16 protein-coding genes are annotated in these 24,184 nt (G+C 42.6%); 15 read left to right on the top strand and 1 reads right to left on the bottom strand.

The annotated features are described in order from the left end of the window. The 8 genes from ODU37_RS09610 to addA all read left to right on the top strand — a co-directional run. Window positions 1-203: hypothetical protein (locus tag ODU37_RS09610; protein ID WP_398580472.1), on the top strand; the 203-nt coding region annotated here is incomplete at its 5' end. A gap of 7 nt (window positions 204-210) precedes the next feature. Further along, complete coding sequence (gene uvrC / locus ODU37_RS09615) at window positions 211-1,995, top strand: excinuclease ABC subunit UvrC (protein WP_249562540.1); 1,785 nt, start codon at window positions 211-213, stop codon at window positions 1,993-1,995. A 56-nt stretch (window positions 1,996-2,051) separates the two neighbouring features. After that, on the top strand, window positions 2,052-2,180 hold the full coding sequence (locus ODU37_RS09620; protein ID WP_002935474.1) for a DUF4044 domain-containing protein: 129 nt from the start codon (window positions 2,052-2,054) through the stop codon (window positions 2,178-2,180). A 204-nt stretch (window positions 2,181-2,384) separates the two neighbouring features. Next, window positions 2,385-3,698, top strand: coding sequence for a GTPase ObgE (gene obgE / locus ODU37_RS09625; protein WP_032501827.1), 1,314 nt, complete (start codon window positions 2,385-2,387; stop codon window positions 3,696-3,698). 186 nt (window positions 3,699-3,884) lie between these two features. Continuing rightward, the gene (locus ODU37_RS09630; RefSeq protein WP_024393955.1) at window positions 3,885-4,049 is read left to right on the top strand and encodes a hypothetical protein; all 165 of its coding nucleotides are present in this window, start codon (window positions 3,885-3,887) and stop codon (window positions 4,047-4,049) included. Window positions 4,050-4,412: 363 nt separating this feature from the next. Then, window positions 4,413-8,216, top strand: coding sequence for a MucBP domain-containing protein (locus tag ODU37_RS09635; RefSeq protein WP_398580473.1), 3,804 nt, complete (start codon window positions 4,413-4,415; stop codon window positions 8,214-8,216). Between the two features lie 294 nt (window positions 8,217-8,510). Then, entirely contained in the window at window positions 8,511-11,777 is a 3,267-nt protein-coding gene (rexB, locus tag ODU37_RS09640; RefSeq protein WP_249562542.1) for an ATP-dependent nuclease subunit B, read from the top strand. Beyond that, window positions 11,777-15,427 (top strand): helicase-exonuclease AddAB subunit AddA, encoded by a 3,651-nt coding sequence (addA, locus tag ODU37_RS09645; protein WP_249562543.1) that lies wholly within the window; start codon window positions 11,777-11,779, stop codon window positions 15,425-15,427. Before rexB ends, addA begins: the two co-directional genes overlap by 1 nt. Window positions 15,428-15,548: 121 nt before the next feature. On the opposite strand, the gene plsY is transcribed toward addA, so the two are convergent. Next, complete coding sequence (gene plsY / locus ODU37_RS09650) at window positions 15,549-16,193, bottom strand: glycerol-3-phosphate 1-O-acyltransferase PlsY (protein ID WP_105148345.1); 645 nt, start codon at window positions 16,191-16,193, stop codon at window positions 15,549-15,551. Between the two features lie 142 nt (window positions 16,194-16,335). On the opposite strand from plsY, the gene parE reads away from it, so the two are divergent. The 7 genes from parE to ODU37_RS09685 all read left to right on the top strand — a co-directional run bounded on the left by parE (window position 16,336) and on the right by ODU37_RS09685 (window position 24,007). After that, window positions 16,336-18,285 (top strand): DNA topoisomerase IV subunit B, encoded by a 1,950-nt coding sequence (parE, locus tag ODU37_RS09655; protein WP_207560193.1) that lies wholly within the window; start codon window positions 16,336-16,338, stop codon window positions 18,283-18,285. 23 nt (window positions 18,286-18,308) lie between these two features. Next, entirely contained in the window at window positions 18,309-18,911 is a 603-nt protein-coding gene (gene fic / locus ODU37_RS09660) for a protein adenylyltransferase Fic (protein ID WP_249562544.1), read from the top strand. Window positions 18,912-19,035: 124 nt separating this feature from the next. Then, complete coding sequence (locus tag ODU37_RS09665) at window positions 19,036-19,449, top strand: YkvA family protein (protein ID WP_249562545.1); 414 nt, start codon at window positions 19,036-19,038, stop codon at window positions 19,447-19,449. A gap of 28 nt (window positions 19,450-19,477) precedes the next feature. After that, a complete protein-coding gene (locus ODU37_RS09670) occupies window positions 19,478-20,038 on the top strand; it encodes a GTP pyrophosphokinase (protein WP_172078076.1) in 561 nt (186 codons plus the stop codon). 24 nt (window positions 20,039-20,062) lie between these two features. Then, the gene (locus ODU37_RS09675) at window positions 20,063-20,629 is read left to right on the top strand and encodes a hypothetical protein (RefSeq protein WP_172058293.1); all 567 of its coding nucleotides are present in this window, start codon (window positions 20,063-20,065) and stop codon (window positions 20,627-20,629) included. 245 nt (window positions 20,630-20,874) lie between these two features. After that, window positions 20,875-23,328 carry a DNA topoisomerase IV subunit A gene (gene parC / locus ODU37_RS09680; RefSeq protein ID WP_249562546.1) on the top strand — a complete coding sequence of 818 codons (2,454 nt, stop codon included), beginning with the start codon at window positions 20,875-20,877 and terminating at the stop codon, window positions 23,326-23,328. Window positions 23,329-23,389: 61 nt separating this feature from the next. Next, on the top strand, window positions 23,390-24,007 hold the full coding sequence (locus tag ODU37_RS09685; protein ID WP_024401691.1) for a DUF4230 domain-containing protein: 618 nt from the start codon (window positions 23,390-23,392) through the stop codon (window positions 24,005-24,007). The last annotated feature ends 177 nt before the right edge of the window (window positions 24,008-24,184 follow it).

Genomic DNA, 24,184 nt, shown 5'->3' on the forward strand with positions numbered 1-24,184 from the left:
GTAAAAATGAGGACAGGGAAGCCTTTTTATTTTGTCCAAATAGCCACTATTCTGGCAAAAAGACGGACTATCAGACCAATAAACAGAAAAAGACAAACATCAAGCGAGATGTTTGTCTTCATTCTGAAATCACGGACTATTCCGTGATTTTTGTGGTTATAGGATTTGTGGCGATTTGGACTGCTGTCTGGACTGTGCTATAATAGACCTATGAACGATTTGATCAAGCATAAGTTGGAGTTGCTTCCAGATAGTCCTGGCTGCTATCTCCATAAAAACAAGTACGGAAAGATTATCTATGTGGGCAAGGCCAAAAACCTGCGCAATCGGGTGCGGTCTTATTTTCGTGGGGCCCATGATACCAAGACTGAAGCTTTAGTATCTGAAATTGCCGATTTTGAATTTATCGTAACAGATTCCAATATCGAGGCACTCTTACTGGAAATCAATCTGATTCAGAAAAACAAGCCTCGCTATAACATCATGTTAAAGGATGACAAGTCCTATCCCTTTATCAAAATTACCAAAGAACGTCATCCACGGCTGATGATTACACGGCAAATTAAAAAGGATGGTGGTCAGTATTTTGGTCCCTATCCAGATGTGGGTGCGGCTAACCAGACCCTCAAACTATTGGAGCGTCTGTATCCTTTCCGCAAGTGCAAATTGCCTGAGAACAAGTACTGTATGTATTACCACTTGGGTCAATGTTTGGCCCACGGGGACAAGATGCCTAGTCTTTCTGATTATGATAAGATGAGTAAGGAGGTTGCTCAATTCTTAACAGGACACGATGATAAGATTGTTAGACAGGTGCAAGAAAAAATGAAAGTTGCTGCAGCCAATCTTGAATTCGAAAGAGCTGCGGAATATCGTGATATTCTTCAATCTATTTCAACCCTGCGGACCAAGCAACGGGTGATGGCTCATGATTTGCAGAATCGGGATGTCTTTGGTTACTATGTTGACAAGGGATGGATGTGTGTGCAGGTTTTCTTTGTTCGTCAGGGGAAATTGATTGAGCGGAATGTCAATCTTTTTCCATATTATAATGATGCGGACGAAGACTTTTTGACCTACATCGGTCAGTTTTACAGGGACCAGCAACATTTGATTCCCTCAGAGGTCTTGATACCGCAGGGTATTGACCAAGAAGCCGTAGAAGCTCTGGTAGATACTAAGGTCATCAAGCCTAAGCGTGGCGAAAAGAAGCAACTCATCAATCTGGCAACCAAGAATGCGCGTGTTAGTCTGGAGCAGAAGTTTAATCTTTTGGAGAAAAATCTGGAGAAGACTTACGGTGCTGTAGAAAATATCGGTCAGCTTTTGGGGATTCCGACGCCTGTGCGGATTGAGGCTTTCGATAACTCCAACATCATGGGGACCAGTCCTGTGTCGGCCATGGTGGTCTTTGAAAATGGGGTGCCTAATAAAAAAGAATACCGCAAGTATAAGATTAAGACGGTGGAAGGGCCAGATGATTATGCTTCCATGCGGGAAGTTTTGCAGCGACGGTACAGTCGGGTACTGCGGGACGGATTAACGCCGCCTGACTTGATTATCATTGACGGTGGTCAGGGGCAGGTCAATATTGCCAAGCAGGTGATTGAGCAGGAATTAGGCATGTCTATACCAATTGCAGGGTTGCAGAAGAATGACAAGCACCAAACCCATGAATTGCTCTTTGGAAATCCGTTGGAAGTAGTTGAGTTGCCTCGTAATTCACAGGAATTTTTCCTCCTGCATCGGATTCAAGATGAGGTTCACCGCTTTGCCATTGAGTTTCATCGTCAGGTTCGGTCAAAAAATTCCTTCTCATCTAAATTGGACGGCATAGAAGGCTTGGGACCAAAACGCAAACAGGCTTTGATGAAGCACTTCAAGTCCATTGGCAATATCCAGTCAGCCAGTTTGCAGGAAATCGCAGAAGCAGGTGTACCGTATAAGGTGGCGGAAAAGGTCAAGGAAAGCCTTTCTTCAAAGGATGAGATTTGAAAACATTCCCATAATGTGTTAGAATAAACTATCAATGACTAAATAAGGAGAAAGCAATGGCTTTTGGTGAAGAAAAACACAAAAAAACAACATTTGAGAAAGTGACTTTAGTAATCGTTGTCGTGATGGTTGTAGCGACATTGGCTGGCTTGATTTTACCAGCTATTAATGCATTGATGAATTAAGAACCTGTATTTACAGTTCGGCACTTTTATCTAAGGTTGGTTTTTAAGCTGTTCATCGTTAGTTTTTTCAAAATACAGTCAGTATTCTCTCAAAGAACGACCTTGATTAGCTAAAAAACTTCTCTTATATATAAGCACTTCGCTTGTGAATAGAGGTCTAAAACGCTTTTAAGCGTTTTTTTCTAGGAAAGAATAGGGTAAATTATGAGTATGTTTTTAGATACCGCCAAGATTAAGGTCAAGGCAGGTAAGGGAGGCGATGGGATGGTTGCCTTCCGTCGTGAAAAGTATGTACCAAACGGCGGTCCTTGGGGCGGTGATGGTGGTCATGGTGGAAATGTTGTCTTCGTTGTAGATGAAGGCTTGCGGACCTTGATGGACTTCCGTTACAATCGTCGCTTTAAGGCTGATGATGGTGAAAAAGGGATGACCAAAGGTATGCACGGTCGAGGAGCGGAAGATTTAATTGTTCGTGTACCACAGGGGACAACTGTGCGTGATGCGGATACTGGCAAGGTCATCACCGACTTGGTTGAAAATGGTCAAGAATTTGTCATTGCCCACGGTGGTCGTGGTGGTCGTGGGAACATTCGTTTTGCGACGCCAAAAAATCCAGCGCCAGAGATTTCTGAAAATGGGGAACCTGGTGAGGAGCGGAACCTTGAATTGGAATTAAAAGTACTAGCTGACGTTGGTCTTGTTGGTTTTCCGTCAGTTGGAAAATCAACGCTTCTCAGTGTTATTACAGCAGCTAAACCTAAAATTGGTGCCTACCATTTTACAACCATTGTGCCAAATTTGGGAATGGTTCGGACCAAATCTGGCGAGTCATTTGCAGTGGCTGATTTGCCTGGCTTGATTGAGGGTGCTAGTCAAGGTGTTGGATTGGGAACGCAATTCCTTCGTCACATCGAGCGGACACGTGTTATCTTGCATGTTTTGGACATGTCAGCAAGTGAAGGTCGTGATCCTTATGAAGATTATGTAGCCATCAACAATGAATTGGAAACCTACAATCTTCGCCTCATGGAGCGTCCTCAGATTATCGTTGCCAACAAAATGGATATGCCAGAAGCGGTAGAAAATCTGGAAGAGTTCAAGAAGAAATTAGCAGCCAACTACGACGAGTTTGACGAACTGCCACAGATTTTCCCAATCTCAGGGATTGCTCACCAAGGTTTGGAAAATCTTTTGGAAGCCACAGCTGAGTTGCTAGAGAAAACGCCAGAATTCTTGCTCTACGACGAATCAGATTTCCAAGAAGAAGAGGCTTACTATGGCTTTAACCCAGATGAACCAGAATTTGCAATCAGTCGTGCAGACGATGCAAGTTGGATTCTATCTGGTGACAAGCTGGAAAAGCTCTTCACCATGACCAACTTCGATCGCGACGAATCTGTCATGAAATTTGCTCGTCAGTTACGTGGAATGGGTGTCGATGAAGCCCTCCGTGCGCGTGGTGCCAAAGACGGCGACATCGTCCGTATTGGCAAGTTCGAATTTGAGTTTGTGGACTGAGACAGTCTGGGGATAGACTGTCTCAGCCCGAGCCTAAAAATTTGAAAGCGAGGTAAGCAGTTTGACTGCAAGTTAACTTGCTAGTCAAACTACGCCAAGTCCTATGGGACCTTGGCTACCAACCTTACTAATTTCATTCAGTTAATGATCGTTTGTAAACAATCTATAAAATAGTTGGAGGTTTATATGGGCGATAAACCAATATCCTTCAAGGATAAAGATGGGAATTTTGTTTCAGCAGCCGATGTTTGGAATGCTGAAAAATTAGAAGAACTCTTTAACAGGCTCAATCCCAATCGCAAATTCCGTTTGGAACGTGAGCGTTTGGCAAGAGAGCAAGAAAAGGAATAACGTCAAAATCTGCTTGTTGTATCAGAAAACAGGCAGATTTTTTAAAATTTATTGACTATTTATTATTGGCTATATGTATAAGAATACAAGATATGGAGCTAATATTTTTGCGGTGTCGGTAATTTTATAGAAATTCTTGAAAGTGAAGTTCCTTGACAAATATGTAAAAAACTACGAGTATATGGGTTTAATCTCGAAGTTAAGCGAATTCATGATGTTTTTTTAAGGAACTTTATAATATTGCTTGGCATTTAAAGTTATTTGTAGTATAATACCTCGAATGATTGCGGGAGTTTTCAAGGCTTTGATACAAAGAGTAGAAAATTTTTGTAATTAAATTAAAATTTATATGGGGGATTTTTTATGCGTAGAGCAAATAAGAAATCATTTGACTGGTACGGTACGAAACAACAATTTTCGATTCGTAAGTATCATTTTGGGGCAGCAAGCGTTTTGCTTGGTGTGTCGTTAGTTTTAGGTGCTGGTGCACAGGTTGTTAAGGCTGATGAAACTGTTGCTTCATCAGAACCAACTATTGCCAGTAGTGTAGCGCCTGCTTCGACAGAAGCGGTTGCAGAAGAAGTTGAAAAAACAAATGCTGAAGCTACGCCAGCACCGGCTGAAAATACGAGTGTGGTAGCTACGACTTCGACAGAAGTTGAAAAAGCGAAAGCTGTTCTTGAACAGGTAACATCAGAATCACCACTTTTGGTTGATCTTGGTCAAAAAGAGTTGGCTAAAACTGAAGATGCAACTCTTGCGGGAGCTGTAGCGGATGTTCAAGCAAAACTTGCAGCAGCTAAGGCAATTTGGGCGGACCCAGTAGCAACTGTTGAGCAAGTTGAAGCGCAAGTCGCAGCGGTTAAAGCAGCCAATGAGGCGTTGGGGAATGCATTGCAAAAATACACTGTAGATGGTCTCTTGACAGCAGCACTTGATACAGCAGCACCTGATACAACTGCATCAACATTGAAAGTTGGCGATGGCGAAGGTACCCTTCTAGATAGAACTACAACAGCAACCCCTTCAATGTCTGATCCAAATGGTGCAGAAATTGCACCGCATACTCTTTTGAAAGGGGTTGAAGCAACCAAAGAAGCAGGTTGGTATACGTTTGGATCATATGATCTAAATTCTTATAATCTAAACCAAGAAGGAACGATTATTGGAGGGGCTGCTGTTAATGCTTATATCCGTTATTCCCTGGACTCGGAGCCATCAACCTCAACTGTATTAGCAGAGTTGGTTAGTACGAAAGACGGAGAAGTATTAGAGAGTTACAAACTTGAAGCTGGTAGTAGTGCCACTTTTAGCTATCCTAAAACAGTCAACGAGAAGAATAGTAAAATTATCTTAACCTATGATGCTTCAACAGCTACAACAAGTACTCCAGGGGCATTGAAGTTTTCTGATGATGCAGATCGACTTTATTCCACAATCATAGTACCTGCATATCAAGTCAATACCACTCGTTATGTTACTGAAGATGGAACAGTTTTGGCGACTTATAGTTTGCAAACCATTGCAGGCCAAAAGGTTACCTCATCTAAAGTCCGTACTTTTACTGGTTATGACTATGTAAAAACAGAACAACAAGCTGTTCAAGGCGCCTATCCAAAAGGTGCAGTCATGCTTGCAGGTGCGGTTAGAGAAGGGACTGTACAATATAAGGCTATTCGCGAGGTTGTAGCAGACAACCAAGCTGTTATCAAAATCTATCTTTTGGATCCAACTTATACAGGTACTGTGGACTGGACTGGGACTGATACTACTGGCTTTATTCCGTTGCTCGAAACCTCACCAACTGTCTACACTGCTGATTCGAAGGTATACGACTACAATATCAACGCAACTATCTTATCTTCTTACACAGTTGATAATGGTTTCATGGTCTTCAAGGAAAGTGCTACCAATGCTCAAGGTAGTAAATATCGTGTCGTTGCACAGTGGTCAGGCACAGATGAAACTGACCCAACTAAACCAGAGTATACCGGAGGAAAGTATGGACGTATCTATATTGGTACTCAGGTTTGGACAACTGCAAATACAGGTAGCACAGAATTTAAATGGATTGGTACGGCTAAAGGTGAAACTCACGTTGATAAGGGGTATAAACCATTTGGTATCCAACAATATCTCCGAAACGCTTCAGTGGCTACAGCTGTAGAGACAACCCATGTCTACAAAGTAAATCCTAAATTCGGTGATGTCATTGTTGAGTACTACGATACTGAAGGGAAACAAATTGTAAGTTCAGTTGTGGATACTCCTAAGTCAGCTCTTGGTACTAAGTATGATACCGACGAGGACCGTAGACCAGATAGATTGGTTGCTGCTGATGGCACAGTATATTTCTACAAAGAAGTAAAATCTGGTTCAGCTAGTACGACAGGTGCGGTAGTCGAAGGTACGACAACTGTTAAGTATGTTTACGAAAAAGCTGGTAGCGTTAATGTTAACTTCGTTGATGTCAATGGTAAAGTAATCAAAGCTCCTGTTTCAGATGAAAAAGATGCGAAACCTGGTTACAATTATGATACCGACTTGGATCAGAAATTAGCTTCCATCACTTTTGAAGGCAAGGAATACAAACTTGTTCCTGCTGGTGATTATCCGGTTGGTAAAGTTGGCAAGGGAAATAACTTGATTGCAGTTGGTAATAATACTGCGAAAGGTATTGACCCAACAACAGGCAAGATTGAAGCTGGTGTTAACAAAGAAGTTACCTATGTGTATAAAGCAGTGACAGGTTCTGTAGTTGTAAACTACAAAGATACAGAAGGTAATGTGATTAAAGATCCAGAAACGGATGTGTCTGATGCACCGGTTGGAGATGCTTATACTACAACTGACAAGAAACCAAACGAAATCATCACAAAAGATGGATCACGCTATGTCCTTGTTCCATCTAAGACAGATGGTGAGGAAAATGGTAAAGTTATCGAAGGAACAATCACAGTAACTTATGTTTATCAGAAAGTTGCAAACTGGATTCCAGAGATTCCAAATGTACCAGAAACAGACCGTCCAAAAGTACCTTACCCATTTGACCCAACAGAGCCAGACGAGCCAATCGATCCAACGACACCAGGAACAAATGGCGAGGTTCCAAATATTCCTTACGTTCCAGGATATACACCGGTTGATCCTAAGGATAACACGCCGTTGAAACCAATTGATCCAAATGATCCAGGTAAGGGTTATGTACCACCAACACCAGAAAATCCAGGTGTTGATACACCAATTCCTTATGTTCCAGTTAAAAAAGTCGTAACTAACCACGTTGATGAAGAGGGTAACCCTGTTGCGCCGCAAGAAGAGGGAACAAAACCAAACAAATCAATCCCAGGTTATGAATTTACAGGTAAAACTGTTACTGATGAAGACGGTAATACAACTCACATCTACAAGAAAACACCAGAAGTTAAGAATGGTACAGTTGTTGTTAACTATGTAACAGAAGATGGCACAGTTATCAAGGATCCTGTAACAGATACACCAACTTCTCCAGAAGGCACACCATACGATACTACAGACAACAAACCTAAGACAATCACTTTCAAAGGTGAAGAGTATGAATTGGTTCGTGTTGACGGTACAGAAAATGGTAAAGTTGTAGAAGGTGAAACAGTTGTGACTTACGTTTACCGTAAAGTCGAAACACCTGCTAAGAAAGTTGTAACTAACCATGTTGATGAAGAAGGTAACCCTGTTGCGCCGCAAGAAGAGGGAACAAAACCAAACAAATCAATCCCAGGTTACGAATTTACAGGTAAAACTGTTACTGATGAAGATGGTAATACAACTCACATCTACAAGAAAACACCTGCTAAGAAAGTCGTAACTAAGCACGTTGATGAAGAAGGTAACCCTGTTGCTCCACAAGAGGATGGGACAACACCAAAACGTCAAATTTCAGGTTACGAGTATGTGCGTACTGTAGTTGATGAAGAAGGTAACACGACACATATTTATCGCAAACTTTCTAATAAACCAACAACACCTGAGAAGGAAACTCCTGCAAAACCTCAAGCAGGTAAAACCGCTTCAGGTAAAGCTCAATTGCCAAATACTGGTGAGGCTTCATCTGTGGCAGGTGCACTTGGTACAGCAATGCTTGTCGCAACGCTTGCGTTTGCAAGAAAACGTCGTCGTAACGAAGATTAGTCAAAATTCTTTATACAGACTTTATTCCCCCATATAGAAAGTATAAGAATTGTACGTAACAGGCAGGATTGCCTTTCCGAAAAAATGAGGCTGGGCAAAAAGTCCAGAGCTACATCTTAGAGTTCGCTCCATTTCCAACCTCCAACAGTCGGTCACTACTCTGACTGTTGGAGCTGTGTGGGGGTGGGAGACGAGCTCTTTTTTTGTTCGGTCGAGTTCTTTCTCACTCCCATTTTTTTGTCTTATTTTGATATACTAGATATAGTATATTCAACGAAAGCATGAGAATTTGATATGAAATTAGTCTATACAGATATTCGCAATCCTCTGACGCAGTATTTAACGGATACCGCAGCAGAATTTGCTAAGGAAGCTAAGCGAGTTTTTTACATTGCTCCAAACTCTCTATCCTTTGAGATGGAGCGCAAGGTCTTGAAATACCTGCCTGAACAGGCAACTTTTGATATTATCGTGACCCGTTTTGGGCAATTGGCCCGCTATTTGATGATTGATAGGAAAGAATCAGGTCAACCGCTGGATGATGTTGGTCTTGCCATGATTTTCTTTCGTGTTCTATCACAATTTGAAGACGGCGACTTGAAAGTCTATGGTCGTTTACAGACAGATTTTGGGTTCATTAACCAGCTAGTTGCTTTATACAAAGAATTGCAACGGGCAAATATGTCTATTTTGGACTTGGAAGCCATGGAGTCACCAGATAAGCAGGCTGATTTGGTAAAGATTTTTCTGGCTGTAACAGACGTTTTGTCCAAAGAAGGCTTTGAGCATCAGTCTAAGTTAGCACAGCTGACTCGCTTGGTAGATACTGGTCAGTTGGATGAGCAGTTGAAGAACATTGTGCTGGTGGTAGACGGATTTTCTCGTTTTTCGGCAGAAGAAGAAGCTTTAGTAAGTGCTTTAAATGAACGAGTGTCGGAAATCCTGATTGGTGTATATGCCAGCAAGAAAGCTGTGCAAGTGACCTATGCGGAAGGGAACGTTTATCAAGCCAATGTTGACTTTTTACGTCAGTTATCAGCGCAGTTCCAGACTAAGGCTACTTATATTGGTCAAGAGCCAGTCTTGGACAGTATCGGTAAATTTTCAAAGAATATGGAAGCCTATTATGACTACAGCGGGACCATGATAGACTTGACTCCAGCAGACCAAGAAAAAATCCAACTATGGGAAGTCGTCAACCAAAAAGAAGAAGTTGAGCAGGTTGCGACTGCAATTCGTCAGCATGTGCATCAAGGGGCTCGCTATAAAGACATCTTGTTGCTCTTGGGTGATGTGGATAGCTACAAGTTGCAGATTGGCAAGATTTTTGACAAGTATGATATTCCTTACTATTTTGGTAAGGCAGAGGAGATGAGTCATCATCCCCTGGTCCATTTTGTGGAGTCCTTGGAACGCTTGCGTCGCTATCGTTTCCGTGCGGAAGACCTGCTCAATCTCCTCAAATCTGGTTTGTACGCCAGCATTTCCCAAAAGGAGCTGGACCTATTTGAGTCTTACATCCTTTTTGCGGATATGAAGGGGCATGCTGCTTTTTCGAGGGCTTTTTCGGTCAATGGCAGAGCGGACTACGATGTTGAGACTGTCAAGGAGAAGCGACTTGTCTATGATTTGAATGTCTTGGAACCCCTACGTGCTAAGATTATGGAGCCTTTGAACCAGCTGTTTAAGGCTGGACCACAATCTGGAACTGCCTTGCTTGAGAAATTTATGGCTTTTTTGGAGGCAATTGAGCTTCCTAAAAATATGGAAAAAATGTCTCGAAATTTGAGCGAAGTAGAGCAAGAAAAAGAAGAGCAGGTCTGGAAAAGTTTCACCCATCTTCTTGAGAATTTTCATCAGATTTTCGGAAAAGAAAAATTGAAAATGGATGATTTTCTGGCTATTTTACAGGCTGGAATGCAGGCCAGTCACTATCGTACCGTTCCTGCAACGGTTGATGTGGTCAATGTCAAATCCTATGATTTGATTGAGCCACACACTGCTAAGTATGTTTATGCTATCGGTATGGGCCAGTCCAATTTTCCAAAAGTTGCCAAGAATACCAGTCTATTGACAGAAGAAGAGATGGAGAAAATCAATCTTGTCTCAGCTAGCTCTTCACGTTTTGATTTGGTCAGCCGAGAGAATATCAAGAAGAACCATGCTGCCATGATGTCTCTGCTGAATGCTGCGACGGAACAGTTAGTTATTTCAACTCCTCAGATATATAATGAAGGCGAGGATAGTCTCTCCCCTTATATCAAGATTCTCCAAAAAATGGGGCTGAAAACCGAAGAACGTGGAAGGATGAAAACACTTAGTCCACAAGACATCGGTCACTACAAGAGTCTCTTATCCCGTTTGATTGAGTCGGAAAGACCATCTCTTGATCATGAAGAATGGGAAGGGCAGACGGCCTTCTGGACAGTCTTGGTTCGCCATTTGAAGAAGAAATTGGAGTCGCAAGGCATTGAAATTCCGACCATTACTGGCGAAATTACTTCTAAACAGCTTGCAGCTGATACCTTGGCTGCTTTATATCCAGAGGATAAGCCGCTCAATCTTTCTGCATCCAGCTTGACCAATTTCTACAACAACCAATATCTTTACTTTGTCCGTAATGTTCTTCGCTTGCGGGAACAGGAATCCATCCATCCGACTGCCTTTCAGCATGGTTTGTTCTTGCATCGGATTTTTGAACGAGTGGTCATGGACCAATCTGATCTAGATTTTGATCAAAAAGTGGACAAGGCCATCCTGCATACGCGTGACGAGGCAGAATTTGCTATGTTTTATAACCAGGATGCGGATGCTCGTTATACGGAGGAGGTGCTGGATAAGATTGCTCGCTCCAGTGCAACCATTTTGCGGGATAATGATTTGGTTGAAATTGATGGTCAGGAAAAGAGTTTCCGTCAGGATAAGGCGCTGGTTTTTGACCTTCAAAATGGCAAGAGTGTACATGTAAATGGTACAATTGACCGCTTGGATACCTTACAAATCAATCAGGCTGTCGGTGTTGTAGATTACAAGTCCAGCGACCAATCTTTTTCAGTTGGAGAATTTTACAATGGTCTCAAACCTCAGTTGGTGACCTACCTGGCAGCCTTACAAGAGCTGGATGAAACCAAGGATAAACCTGTTTTTGGGGCTATGTATTTGCATTTGCAGGATCCGATTATCAAGTTAAAAGACACAAAGAATTTAGAACAGCTAGAAGGAGCTGCCAATACGAGCTTGGTTTACAAGGGGCTTTTCTTGAAGGAGGGAAGTCAGGGGCTCAATCATTTTTATCAGACTCGTAACCAACTCTACACGGAAGAAGAGTTTGCGGTTTTATTGAACCACAACCAAGAACTCTACAAACAAGCTGCCAAGGACATCCTAGATGGTCGCTTTGCTATTAACCCTTATACCAAAGATGGGCGTTCGGTAGCAGGTGAGCAGTTGAAGGCAATCACTGGTTTTGAGGCGGATCGGCACATGGGCATGGCGCGGCGGTTGATCAAAGAGGCCAAGCGTCAAGATTGGATGGAACGAATGAAAGGAGGTCAGGACTAATGGCTTTTGAACAATTTTTAAGCGCGGAAGAAATCAAGGCTGTGCAGCTGGCGGAAGCTAATTCTGATAAGCAACAAAAACGCACACCTGAGCAGATTGAAGCCATCTACACGCACGGTCAGAATGTTCTGGTCTCTGCATCGGCAGGGTCAGGAAAGACCTTCGTTATGGTTCAACGGATTTTGGATAAGTTGAAGCGTGGTGTGGGAATCGACCAGCTCTTTATCTCGACCTTTACAGTCAAAGCGGCTGGTGAATTGAAGGAGCGGGTTGAGAAAAATCTCAATGAAACCATTGCTGAGACGACCGATATGGAATTGCGTCGGCATTTGTCGGCCCAGTTGGCGGATTTGACCAAGGCGGACATTGGGACCATGGACTCCTTTACGCAGAAATTGGTCATAACCTATGGTTATAGTCTTGGCATTTCTCCGCAGTTTCGGATTTTACAGGATGAGACAGAAAAAGCGAGTCTGAAAAAAGAGGTTTTTGATCAGCTCTTTGCAGATTATCTTGAACAGGATGAAAATGGTACATTCCGCAAACTGGTTCACAATTTTTCAGGCAACCGCAAGGATAATAGTGGTTTTCGTCAAGTTGTTTATCAGGTGCATGATTTTAGTCAATCGACGAGCAGTCCAACTAAATGGCTGAAAGAGCAGGCTGTTCAAGCTGATTTGTACAGTCAAGAGCGTATAGAGCAGATCTTAGAGCAAGGCTTTAAGGAAAAAGTATTAGACAAGCTCTATCAAGCTACAGATTTCTTCCGCTACCATGTGGAATGGGGCAGAAATGACTTTGGTTCCGCCAAGTATTTTGCCAATGTGGAAGAAGTCTTGGATTTGTTGACAGGTTTAGATAGTCTGGACCAGAAGGGCTTGATGGAGCGGGTTGAAAGAATCCTTCTCATCAATGACCAGTCCAGAGGCAAGGGCCTGACCAATGCCAATCGACCAAAAGATGAGCATTTGATAGCCTTTAAAGAAGAATACAATGCTGGCAAGAACCAGATTATCTCAGAATTACGAGATTTGGGTCAGGAAGTTTATGAATTGACCCTGCTGAAAGATTATCAGGTTCAAGCTTTGCCACTGCTTGTATTATTACGTGACTTTGTCTTGGATTTTTCGCAGGCTTATCTGGATGTCAAAATCAAGGAAGCAGCCTTTGAATTTGGCGATATTGGGCATTTCGCTATTCGTATTTTAGAAGAAAATGCGGACATCCGCCAGTTTTTCCAAGAAAAATACCACGAAGTCATGGTGGACGAGTACCAGGATAACAACCATAGCCAAGAACGGATGTTGGACTTGCTGTCTAACGGGCATAATCGCTTTATGGTGGGCGACATTAAGCAGTCCATCTATCGATTCCGTCAGGCGGATCCGATGATTTTCCAAGAGAAATTTGAACTGTATCAGGCAAATCCTCAGGCTGGGAAATTGATTCTGCTCAAGGAAAACTTCCGTAGTCAGATTGAGGTCTTGGAGGCAACAAATGCTATTTTCACGCGCCTGATGGACCGCCAAGTAGGGGAAATCAAGTATGACGACACCCACAGTCTGGTGGCTGGTAGTCCTGGTCAAAAAATTGCCCAGCCCAAGCATGAGATGGAATACTTGATTTACGACCAGCAGGATAGTGCACCTTCTTCAACGGATGCTGAGGAGGAAACTCCTCTGACTGCTGGTGAAATTGAGGTCGTTGCAAAAGAGATTATTCGTCTTCACAATGAAGAAGGAGCAGACTTCAAAGACATCACTCTCTTGGTGCAAAAACGAACGCACAATGATCTCATTATGTCCATTTTTGAAAAACATGGGATTCCTATTGTGGCAGATGGCGGAGCTGCCTCCTATCTGCAATCTTTAGAAGTCATGATTATGCTGGATACCTTGCGGGTTATCAACAATTCGCTCAATGACTATGCCTTGGTTGCCCTTCTCAAATCGCCTATGTTCCGATTCGATGAGGATGAGCTGACACGGATTTCCTTGCAGGCTGGGACAGGTTTCTTTTACCAGAAAATGGAATTAGCCCAGCAAGCAAGTGGGCAGTACCCTGAACTGATGTCAGGAGAGTTGAAGAAGAAAATCACGGATTTCTTGTCTATTTTGAAAAACTGGCGTGCCTTTGCCAAGCTGCACTCTATTTATGACTTGATCTGGAAGATTTTCAATGAAAAATTCTACTATGACTATGTCGGTGCTCTTCCAAATGGCAGCAAGCGTCAGGCCAATCTCTATGCACTAGGTCTGCGTGCCAACCAGTTTGAAAAAACAGGCTACAAGGGCTTGTCCCGCTTCATCGCCATGATTGACCGTGCCTTAGCAAACGACAAGGACTTGGCAGATGTACAAGAGTTTCTACCGCAAAATGCTGTACAGCTTATGACCATTCACAAGTCAAAAGGTTTGGAGTTCAAATATGTCTTCCTCATGAACATCGATAAGCGATTCAACTTGGAAGACCATTACCAGTCAGTCATCATCAGCCGGAAAAATGGTCTAGGTATCCAATATTTAGCGGATATGAAAGATAAGGTAAATAGCCCATTACCTCAGGTGCGAGTCTTAATGAACACCCTTCCTTATCAAAATAATCTCCAAGAGCTAAAAATTGCCAATCTTTCAGAACAAATGCGGTTGCTTTATGTTGCACTAACGCGTGCAGTGAAGAAGCTGTATCTGGTTGGAAAGGGCAATGCTGACAAGTTAGCTGAAAAATACGATGGTAAGAAGGAAGATGGCGTCCTTGCCCAATCAACTCGTGAAAGTATGGCGACCTTCCAAGACTGGATTCTAGCCATTGATGAGGCCTTCTCAGGAGAAGACTTGCACTTCAAGAAAGTCTTTGTAACGGATGAGGATTTGACAGAGGAGAAGATTGGTAAACTGACATTGAAGAATAAGCTTGAAGACGCCAGCCTTAAAGATATTCGTCAATCAGAAGATATTGTCCAGGCCTTGGACCAATTATCTTCTGTCCAAGAGTTGAATGCCCGCTATAAGGCTGCCATCGAATTACCAAGTTTACGTACTCCAAGTCAAATCAAGAAACTCTATGAGCCTGTCTTGGAACAAGAAGGCATGGAAGTTATGGAAAAATACCAGCCAAAACGAACCTTCAACTTGCCAGATTTCTCCAAGAAACCAAAAATCACTGGAGCCCAAGTCGGTTCAGCAGTCCATGAACTCATGCAACGCTTGGATCTGTCTTGGTTGGTGACAGAAGATACGGTAAGAGAAGCCCTAGAAGCTGTTCATGCTGAGCAAGCGGTTAAAGACAAAATCAATATTCAGATGATTTTAGATTTCTTTGATACAGACTTAGGAAGAGAAATTCTAGCCAATACGGACAAACTCCACCGAGAAGCTCCATTTGCAAGTTTACAGACTGATTCTGTATCGCAGGAACAATTTGTCCTTCGTGGGATTATCGATGGCTACCTACTATATGATGATCATATTGTCCTCTTTGATTACAAGACAGATAAATATGACCAACCAAGCCGACTCAGCCAACGTTACCAAGCTCAAATGCAACTCTATGCCGAGGCATTGAAAAAAGCCTACAAGATAAATCGTGTAGACTGCCATTTGATATTGCTTGGTGGGGAGAGAATAGAAGTGGTCGAAGTCAACATATAGTCATTTAGTTTTTCTTTTATTACTTCGTTAACTCGCTTTGCCGTACTCCAGTACTGTCTGCAGCTCGTTGCCTAGTACTAAAAGTAAACTAAAAGACTATAAATAAATTAAAAGCGAGTGGTTAAACTCGCTTTTTCTGTTTGGTTAGATTGAGTCCGAATGAGACAAGGTTCTCTTCCTTTTTCAAAATCCGCTGGATATTTTCCTTGTGACGAATGATGACAAATAGGCCCAAAAAGACGATAATCACTGTAAAGAGCCAGTCGTAGCTTGGCAGGATGATTCCTATTGCTGGAAATAGCAGAGCTCCTAAGATTGCTAAAGCAGCAGCCAATACGCTGGAGAAGGAAACCATCGAAGTGAGGTAAAGAGAAGTCACAAAAATGATGACTAGATAGAGACAGAAAGCAGGTGCGACGCCTAGAAGCATACCAGCAGATGTTGCAACCGCCTTTCCACCTTTGAATTGGGCAAAGATAGGGAAAGTGTGTCCCAGTACAGCCATTAACCCAAATACAATCGGAGAAATTCCTTGGGCATGAAAGATCAGCGGAAGCAAGGCTGCCAACGTTCCCTTGAGAAAATCAATTACAAATACAATCGTTCCAGCCTTTGGACCTAAAATGCGGAATGTGTTGGTTGTTCCAGTATTTCCCGAACCATGTTCACGAATGTTGATATTGAAAAAAGTTTGACCTATCCAAAGTCCTGACGGGATAGATCCCAACAAATATGCAATAAATAGTAAAATAAGATTGACTAACATGTTTTCATTATAGCATATTTTCATCTAATTTAGTCCAAAATCTTATTTTGTGAGTTGTCTCAGCCGATAGGTAACAGAAATATTTTGCAAAAATGCTAAAAAACTTGTAATATAGAAAGGATGATAAGTATGGAGGTCAATTTTGGCTAAGAAAGAGATTGATATAAATAATTACAATGATGATGCCATTCAGGTATTGGAAGGCCTAGATGCCGTTCGCAAACGCCCTGGTATGTACATCGGATCCACAGACGGAAATGGTCTTCACCACATGGTCTGGGAGATTGTCGATAACGCTGTCGATGAAGCCTTGTCTGGTTTCGGTGATCGGATTGACGTGACTATTAACAAGGACGGCAGCCTGTCCGTTTCTGACCGTGGACGCGGGATGCCTGTCGGTATGCACGCAACAGGCAAGCCAACGGTTGAAGTCATCTTCACCGTTCTCCACGCAGGTGGTAAGTTCGGTCAAGGTGGCTACAAGACTTCAGGTGGTCTCCACGGGGTTGGTTCTTCGGTGGTCAATGCCCTGTCTAGCTGGTTGGAAGTAGAGATTACCCGTGACGGTGCTGTTTACAAGCAACGGTTTGAGCAGGGCGGAAAGCCAGTCACGACCCTAGAGAAGATTGGTACCGCTCCAAAATCAAAAACAGGTACAAAAGTTACCTTTATGCCTGACGATACCATCTTCTCAACGACGGACTTCAAGTTCAATACCATTGCCGAACGCCTGAAAGAATCAGCCTTCTTGCTCAAGCAAGTCACCATGACTCTGACGGATGAGCGGACAGGCGAGCAGGAGGAGTACCACTACGAAAATGGCGTTCAGGACTTTGTATCCTACCTCAACGAAGACAAGGAAACTCTGACACCTGTCCTCTATTTTGAAGGAGAAGATGCAGGATTCCAAGTCCAAGTGGCCATGCAGTACAACGACGGCTATTCAGACAATATCCTGTCTTTCGTTAACAACGTTCGGACCAAGGACGGCGGTACCCACGAAACAGGTCTCAAACTAGCCATTACCAAGGCTATGAACGACTATGCTCGTAAGACCAACTTGCTCAAGGAAAAGGACAAGAACTTAGAAGGCTCTGACTACCGTGAAGGTCTGTCTGCGGTCCTTTCTATCCTTGTACCAGAAGAGCATTTGCAGTTTGAAGGGCAGACCAAGGACAAGCTGGGAAGCCCACTTGCTCGTCCTGTGGTGGACGGCATTGTATCGGACAAATTAACCTTCTTCCTTTTGGAAAATGGCGAGCTAGCATCTAATCTAGTTCGCAAGGCCATTAAGGCTCGTGACGCCCGCGAGGCTGCTCGTAAGGCGCGTGACGAATCCCGAAACGGTAAGAAAAACAAGAAGGACAAGGGGCTTCTGTCAGGTAAGCTAACCCCAGCCCAGTCTAAAAATCCAGCCAAAAACGAACTCTATCTAGTCGAGGGAGATTCAGCCGGAGGCTCTGCCAAACAGGGTCGTGACCGCAAGTTCCAAGCCATTCTACCTTTGCGTGGTAAGGTTATCAATACCGCCAAGGCAAAAATGGCGGACATCCTCAAAAACGAAGAAATCAACACCATGATTTACACCATCGGTGCAGGTGTTGGCTCAGATTTTACAATCGAAGATGTTAACTATGACAAGATTATTATCATGACCGATGCGGATACGGATGGCGCCCACATTCAGACCCTCTTGCTGACTTTCTTCTATCGTTATATGCGACCATTGGTAGAAGCAGGACGGGTTTACATTGCCCTTCCGCCACTTTATAAGATGTCAAAAGGCAAGGGCAAGACAGAAAAGATTGCTTATGCTTGGTCTGACAGAGAATTAGAAGATCTCCGCAAGGATTTTGGCAAGGGCTTTATCCTCCAACGCTACAAGGGACTTGGTGAGATGAATGCCGATCAGCTCTGGGAAACAACCATGAACCCTGAAACCCGTACTCTTATCCGTGTCACCATTGAAGACCTAGCCCGTGCTGAACGCCGTGTATCCGTCCTCATGGGCGACAAGGTCGAGCCACGCCGCAAGTGGATTGAGGACAATGTGAAGTTTACCTTGGAGGAAGCGACAGCTTTTACCAAATAATCTCAGGGAAGTTGAGGTGCCATATGGTTTTAGAAAATAAATTAGGGATTGAAAATTCGGCTGAATTAGCCCGTCTTGAAGAACAAATCAGCAAGAAAAAAGCGGCTCAACTGTTCGAAACTGGTCAGTTATTCCAGATAGAAGTTGGAACTTTTGCCGGTTTGGCACACATTCATCAGGCTTTATTTGAGGATATTTACGACTTTGCAGGTAAGATTCGTGATGTTAACATTGCCAAAGATAATTTTCAATTCGCTCCACGAATCTTTCTTGAGCAGTCTTTGACCTATATTGACAAGCTACCTCACGAAACCTTTGATGAGATTGTTGACAAGTACGCAGATATGAACATTGCACATCCATTCCGAGAAGGAAATGGACGCAGTATGCGTATCTGGTTGGATTGTATGCTACGGGATAGTTTGGGCAAGGTGGTTGATTGGAATAGTATTGATAAAGATGAATATTTCAATGCGATGATTAGAAGCCATGTGTCAACAGGAGAGCTTAAATATCTGTTATTGCAAGCCTTAACGGAAGATCTTGGTCGGGCTACTTATTTCAAAGGCATCGACCATTCTTATTACTATGAAGGATACAATCTCTATCGCACAGAGGATTTGTAACTCTAGCACAAGCAAACTATGTGAGGTGTTTTATGCCACTAAGAGTAAAATTAACTGACCGTTTTCAAAAACGGTTGTCTGAATGGGCTCGAAAGCGCAAGCCATTTAAAAACACAAACAGGAGTTGGAAGAGAAATTTGACCAAGCATTGAAGATTTGGCAATCTTCCAAAACTCGGCAACATGCAGAAAACTTGCTATCTGAGCAAGGAAAATTAGAACATTTTTTACATAGCACGGAACGGAAACTGTCTCGTATGCCTTTTGGTGGAGATAAGTTTGCGGCCATTCCAGGCTTGATTTCCATGGTGCGAAGCTATATCCGTAGAGATTACAGCAAGTTACCCAAAGGGACAATCCTCGCAATTATAGGTGCTTTGATTTATTTTTTCAGTCCTATTGATGCCTTACCAGATTTCATCCTTGGAGCAGGTCTACTTGACGATGCCTTTGTCCTTAATGCCTGTTTGAAATTAATCAAAACAGATGTCGATGGCTTTAGAAGCTGGCAAGCAAGCCAGTGGAAAGTGGATGAGTAGCTCTGCTATTTTCAAAAGGAGAAAGAAGATGTTAGAGAAAGTTGAACGCTTAATAAGTGAAATTAACCGTATTCATCTGGAGTATTCAAAGGATTATTTTGAAACTGGTAAGGTTGAAAAAGTCAATCTTAAGCATACCTTTGCCAAGGTTCCAACCCAGCCTATTCTGACTTATCGACTCAACTTACACGAGTCCATTAACGATTACTTGATGCGTGCAGATGTCAAGGATATTGCCTATTTTTATCGTGTCAAAACATCGGGATCGATTTTGGATAAGATTGAGCGGTTTAAGGAGAGGAGCGAAGGCTATCCTGTTAATTCGATTCTCAATGATATTTTCGGTGCTCGTATGATTCTAACTTCTGAGGAAATTGCTGAGGTTATGGAGCGTCTGGATGACTGGCAGGAAAAATATGGTCTGAAAAACTGGTATTTGTGTGATAAAGACGGTTATGTCGGCATTTATATCTATTTCAAAAATAAGAGTAATTTCTACTACCCATGGGAATTGCAACTGTGGGACGAGAAAGATGTCGAAGGCAATATTACCAGTCATATCAAGTATAAGAGGAAGTTTGTGGGGTAAAATCTATCTAGAGGAGAGAAGTAAATGACTAAGGAAAATATTGAATTATTATCAAGACCTGTTTTACATATGACTATTTGGGGTGTTGCCCCTAGAGAGATTATGGGAAAATATAAGTTTGAAAAAATAAAAAAGCTGGTTCAACTAGAAGCAGCTAACCATTGCATGATTTGTGACAGATATGTTCCCCATACAATGCAGACTAAGGATTGGATATTTACTCATGAAGTGTATCATATTGATAAAGTGAAGAAATGCTATACACTAGAAAAATTTGTAGGTATTTGCCAAGAGTGTCATAATTATATTCACATTGGACGATTGAATGTTTTATATAACCAAGGACAAGTTACAGAGGACTACTTTAACAGGGTCGTAAAAAGTGGTGATAGACTTCTAGCTACTATTAATCTTGAAAAACAACCAAATGATGATTTTGAAGAACCATACTACTTGGAATATAATAATGAAAGATTTGTAAATGATATCAATCCTGAATTTGCAATAGATTTTTATAAAAAAGGAGGTAATATCATACATTATAATGATAATGACTCAAAATTTTTAGATGAAATTGTTTACTATAAATAATATAGAGTAATCATTTATGAATATGTTTAATGTGGCAGAAAGTATTAAATATCTTTTACAAATTTTCTAAAGAGGAAAAACTCAGAGAGATAAATTTCTTTATATTATCTTATTTCCATCTTCATCACTAAAGCTAGTATCTAAAAAATAAAAAGAAAATTTTTCGACAAGAAACAAAGAAAGGAATGTTCAGCTAGTCTGTCTAACTGAACACGGGACTGAATCGTCCCTTTGTATCTTAATTTATGTCTAACATTCAAAACATGTCCCTTGAGGACATCATGGGAGAGCGTTTTGGTCGCTACTCCAAATACATTATTCAGGAGCGGGCTTTGCCGGACATTCGTGACGGTCTAAAGCCTGTGCAACGTCGGATTCTTTATTCCATGAATAAGGACGGCAACACGTTTGACAAGGGTTACCGCAAGTCTGCCAAGTCAGTCGGAAATATCATGGGGAATTTCCACCCGCACGGTGATTACTCTATTTATGATGCTATGGTCCGCATGAGTCAGGACTGGAAGAACCGCGAGATTTTGGTGGAGATGCACGGGAACAACGGTTCCATGGATGGTGACCCGCCAGCGGCTATGCGTTATACCGAGGCTCGCCTGTCGGAAATGGCAGGCTATCTGCTGGCCGACATCGAGAAAAAGACCGTACCATTTGCCTGGAACTTTGACGATACGGAAAAAGAACCCACTGTGCTACCAGCTGCCTTCCCTAATCTCTTGGTCAATGGAGCGACAGGAATTTCAGCTGGGTACGCGACTGACATCCCGCCGCATAATCTAGCGGAGGTCATCGATGCCGTTGTCTACATGATTGATCATCCAACAGCTAAGTTAGAAAAGTTGATGGAGTTCTTGCCTGGACCAGACTTCCCAACAGGTGCCATTATCCAAGGGGCTGACGAAATCAAGAAAGCCTATGAAACAGGTAAGGGCCGTGTCGTAGTTCGTAGTCGTTGTGAAATCGAGCAACTCAAGGCTGGCAAGAAACAGATTGTCATAACCGAGATTCCGTACGAGGTCAATAAGGCTGTTTTGGTCAAGAAGATTGATGATGTCCGTGTCAACAACAAGGTGCCTGGTATTGCTGAGGTGCGTGATGAGTCAGACCGTACAGGTCTTCGGATTGCCATTGAGCTGAAAAAAGACAGCGATGAGCAGACCATTCTCAACTACCTCTACAAATACACCGACCTGCAAATCAATTACAACTTCAACATGGTGGCCATTGATAACTTTACACCGCGTCAGGTCGGCTTACAGAAGATTCTGTCCAGCTACATCGCCCACCGCCGTGAGATTATCATTGCCCGGTCTAAGTTTGACAAAGAAAAAGCAGAGAAACGCCTCCATATCGTAGAAGGCTTAATCCGTGTCATTTCCATCTTGGACGAGGTTATTGCCCTTATCCGTGCTTCTGAAAACAAGGCGGATGCTAAGGAAAACTTGAAAATCAGCTATGATTTTAGTGAGGAACAGGCAGAAGCAATCGTGACCTTGCAACTTTACCGTTTGACAAACACCGATATTGTGACCTTGGAAAACGAAGAAGCAGCCCTACGCGAGCAGATTCAGACCTTGGCAGCCATTATCGGCGATGAGCGCACCATGTTCAATCTTATGAAGAAGGAACTGCGTGAGGTCAAGAAGCAGTTTGGCAATCCTCGTTTGAGCGAATTGCAAGATCAGGCAGAAACGATTGAGATTGACACCGCCAGCTTGATTGTCGAAGAAGAAACTTTTGTCAGCGTGACCAAGGCAGGTTACATCAAACGGACCAGTCCGCGTTCTTTCAATGCCTCAACCCTTGAAGAAATGGGCAAACGAGAGGATGACCAGCTGATTTTCTTACAGAATACCAAGACAACTCAGCACCTCTTGCTCTTTACCAATCTTGGAAATGTTATCTACCGACCTGTCCATGAACTGACAGATATTCGTTGGAAGGACATTGGTGAACACCTGAGCCAGACCCTAATGAACTTTGATACCAATGAAGAGATTATCTTCGCTGAACTGGTTGAGAATTTTGATGAGGGAACTTATTTCGCGGTGACCAAATACGGTCAAATCAAGCGTGTGGAGCGGAAGGAGTTTACACCTTGGCGGACTTACAAGTCTAAGTCAACCAAGTATGCCAAACTCAAAGATGCGGATGATGTGGTCATAACTGTATCGCCTGTGGTCTTGGACGACATCATGCTCATCACAGAAAAGGGCTACGCTCTGCGATTTAACATCGAAGAAGTGCCAATCATCGGTGCCAAGGCGGCCGGTGTCAAAGCGGTCAACCTCAAGGATGAGGATGTGGTGGCTGCGGCCTTTATCAGCAATACCAGCTCTGTCTATCTCCTGACCCAGCGTGGTAGTTTGAAGCGGATGGCGGCGGAGGAAATCCCTGTGACCAGCCGTGCCAAGCGTGGTTTGCAGGTGCTTCGCGAACTCAAGGCTAAGCCTCACCGTGTCTTTGCGGCGGGTCCAGTTTTGACGGACCAGGGGGATTTTGACCTCTTTAGCACAGCGAATGAAGATGAAACGACCAGTCAAATCCTTCACGTGCAGTCCAAAACGGGCAAACTCTATGAGGTTGATGTGACCCAGCTTAGCCTGTCTGAACGCACTAGCAACGGTAGCTTCATTTCGGATACCATTTCTGATGAAGAAGTTTTCAGAGCCTGGATAGACTAAAAAGATGAAAAGATTGCTCGCAAAGCAGTCTTTTTGCTATACTGTAGGGGAGGTACATATTATGAAAATTATCAAATTATTTTTCAGTATAAAAGTCTATCTATGGCTTGTTCTATCCTTCCTTCTGTTATTGTGTGGTGTATGGGGATACGGCTACATCTCTGGTGAAAAGAGTAATCAGCAGGAAGTGAGTGTCCATACGGCTATTGAGTCTGTCGAGCAAGTCAATGAATTGGTATTTCTAAATACAGCTGTCCAGAAAATTGTGACCGCTAAAAACTACACTGTTTTATTTGGTCAAGAAATGCCCTTCTCAGAAAAATCAGCCCTCTTAATCATCAAGTACAAGGCAAAATTTGGTATCAAAAGTCCTGTATCCATTGAACATCTTTCTGAAAATCGGTACAAAATTACCCTTCCAGCCTTTAAAGTCATTGGATTGGAATTAGATGCAGAAGAACCTTATACCTTATATGATAAGAGTGGTGAGATACTGAGTTTTGCGACGGAAGAAATCGATACTGCCCAACTCATCACCGATGAATTTCAGTCAGCAGAACAAGAAACATTTCTAGCAGATTATCAGGAAGACATAAAAGAGTCAGCCAAAAACTACTTTCAAAATTTATTTAATGCTATCTCACCTGAAATTCAACTAGAATTTGTTTTTAAAGAGTAAAAGTCTGGTTTACCAGACTTTTCAGAATGAAGACAAAGTCGTTAGAATTATATTTCTAACGGCTTTTTCATATGTAAAGTAGTATAATAGAGATAGGAATACTAGCTAATAAGCAGAGGGAGAATCGCTATGTTACACAAAGAAAATCCAGACTACAATCGCGGTCAATTTGGTTTC

The organism is Streptococcus sp. 2021WUSS109, assembly GCF_044427305.1.
GTDB classification, from domain to species: domain Bacteria; phylum Bacillota; class Bacilli; order Lactobacillales; family Streptococcaceae; genus Streptococcus; species Streptococcus suis.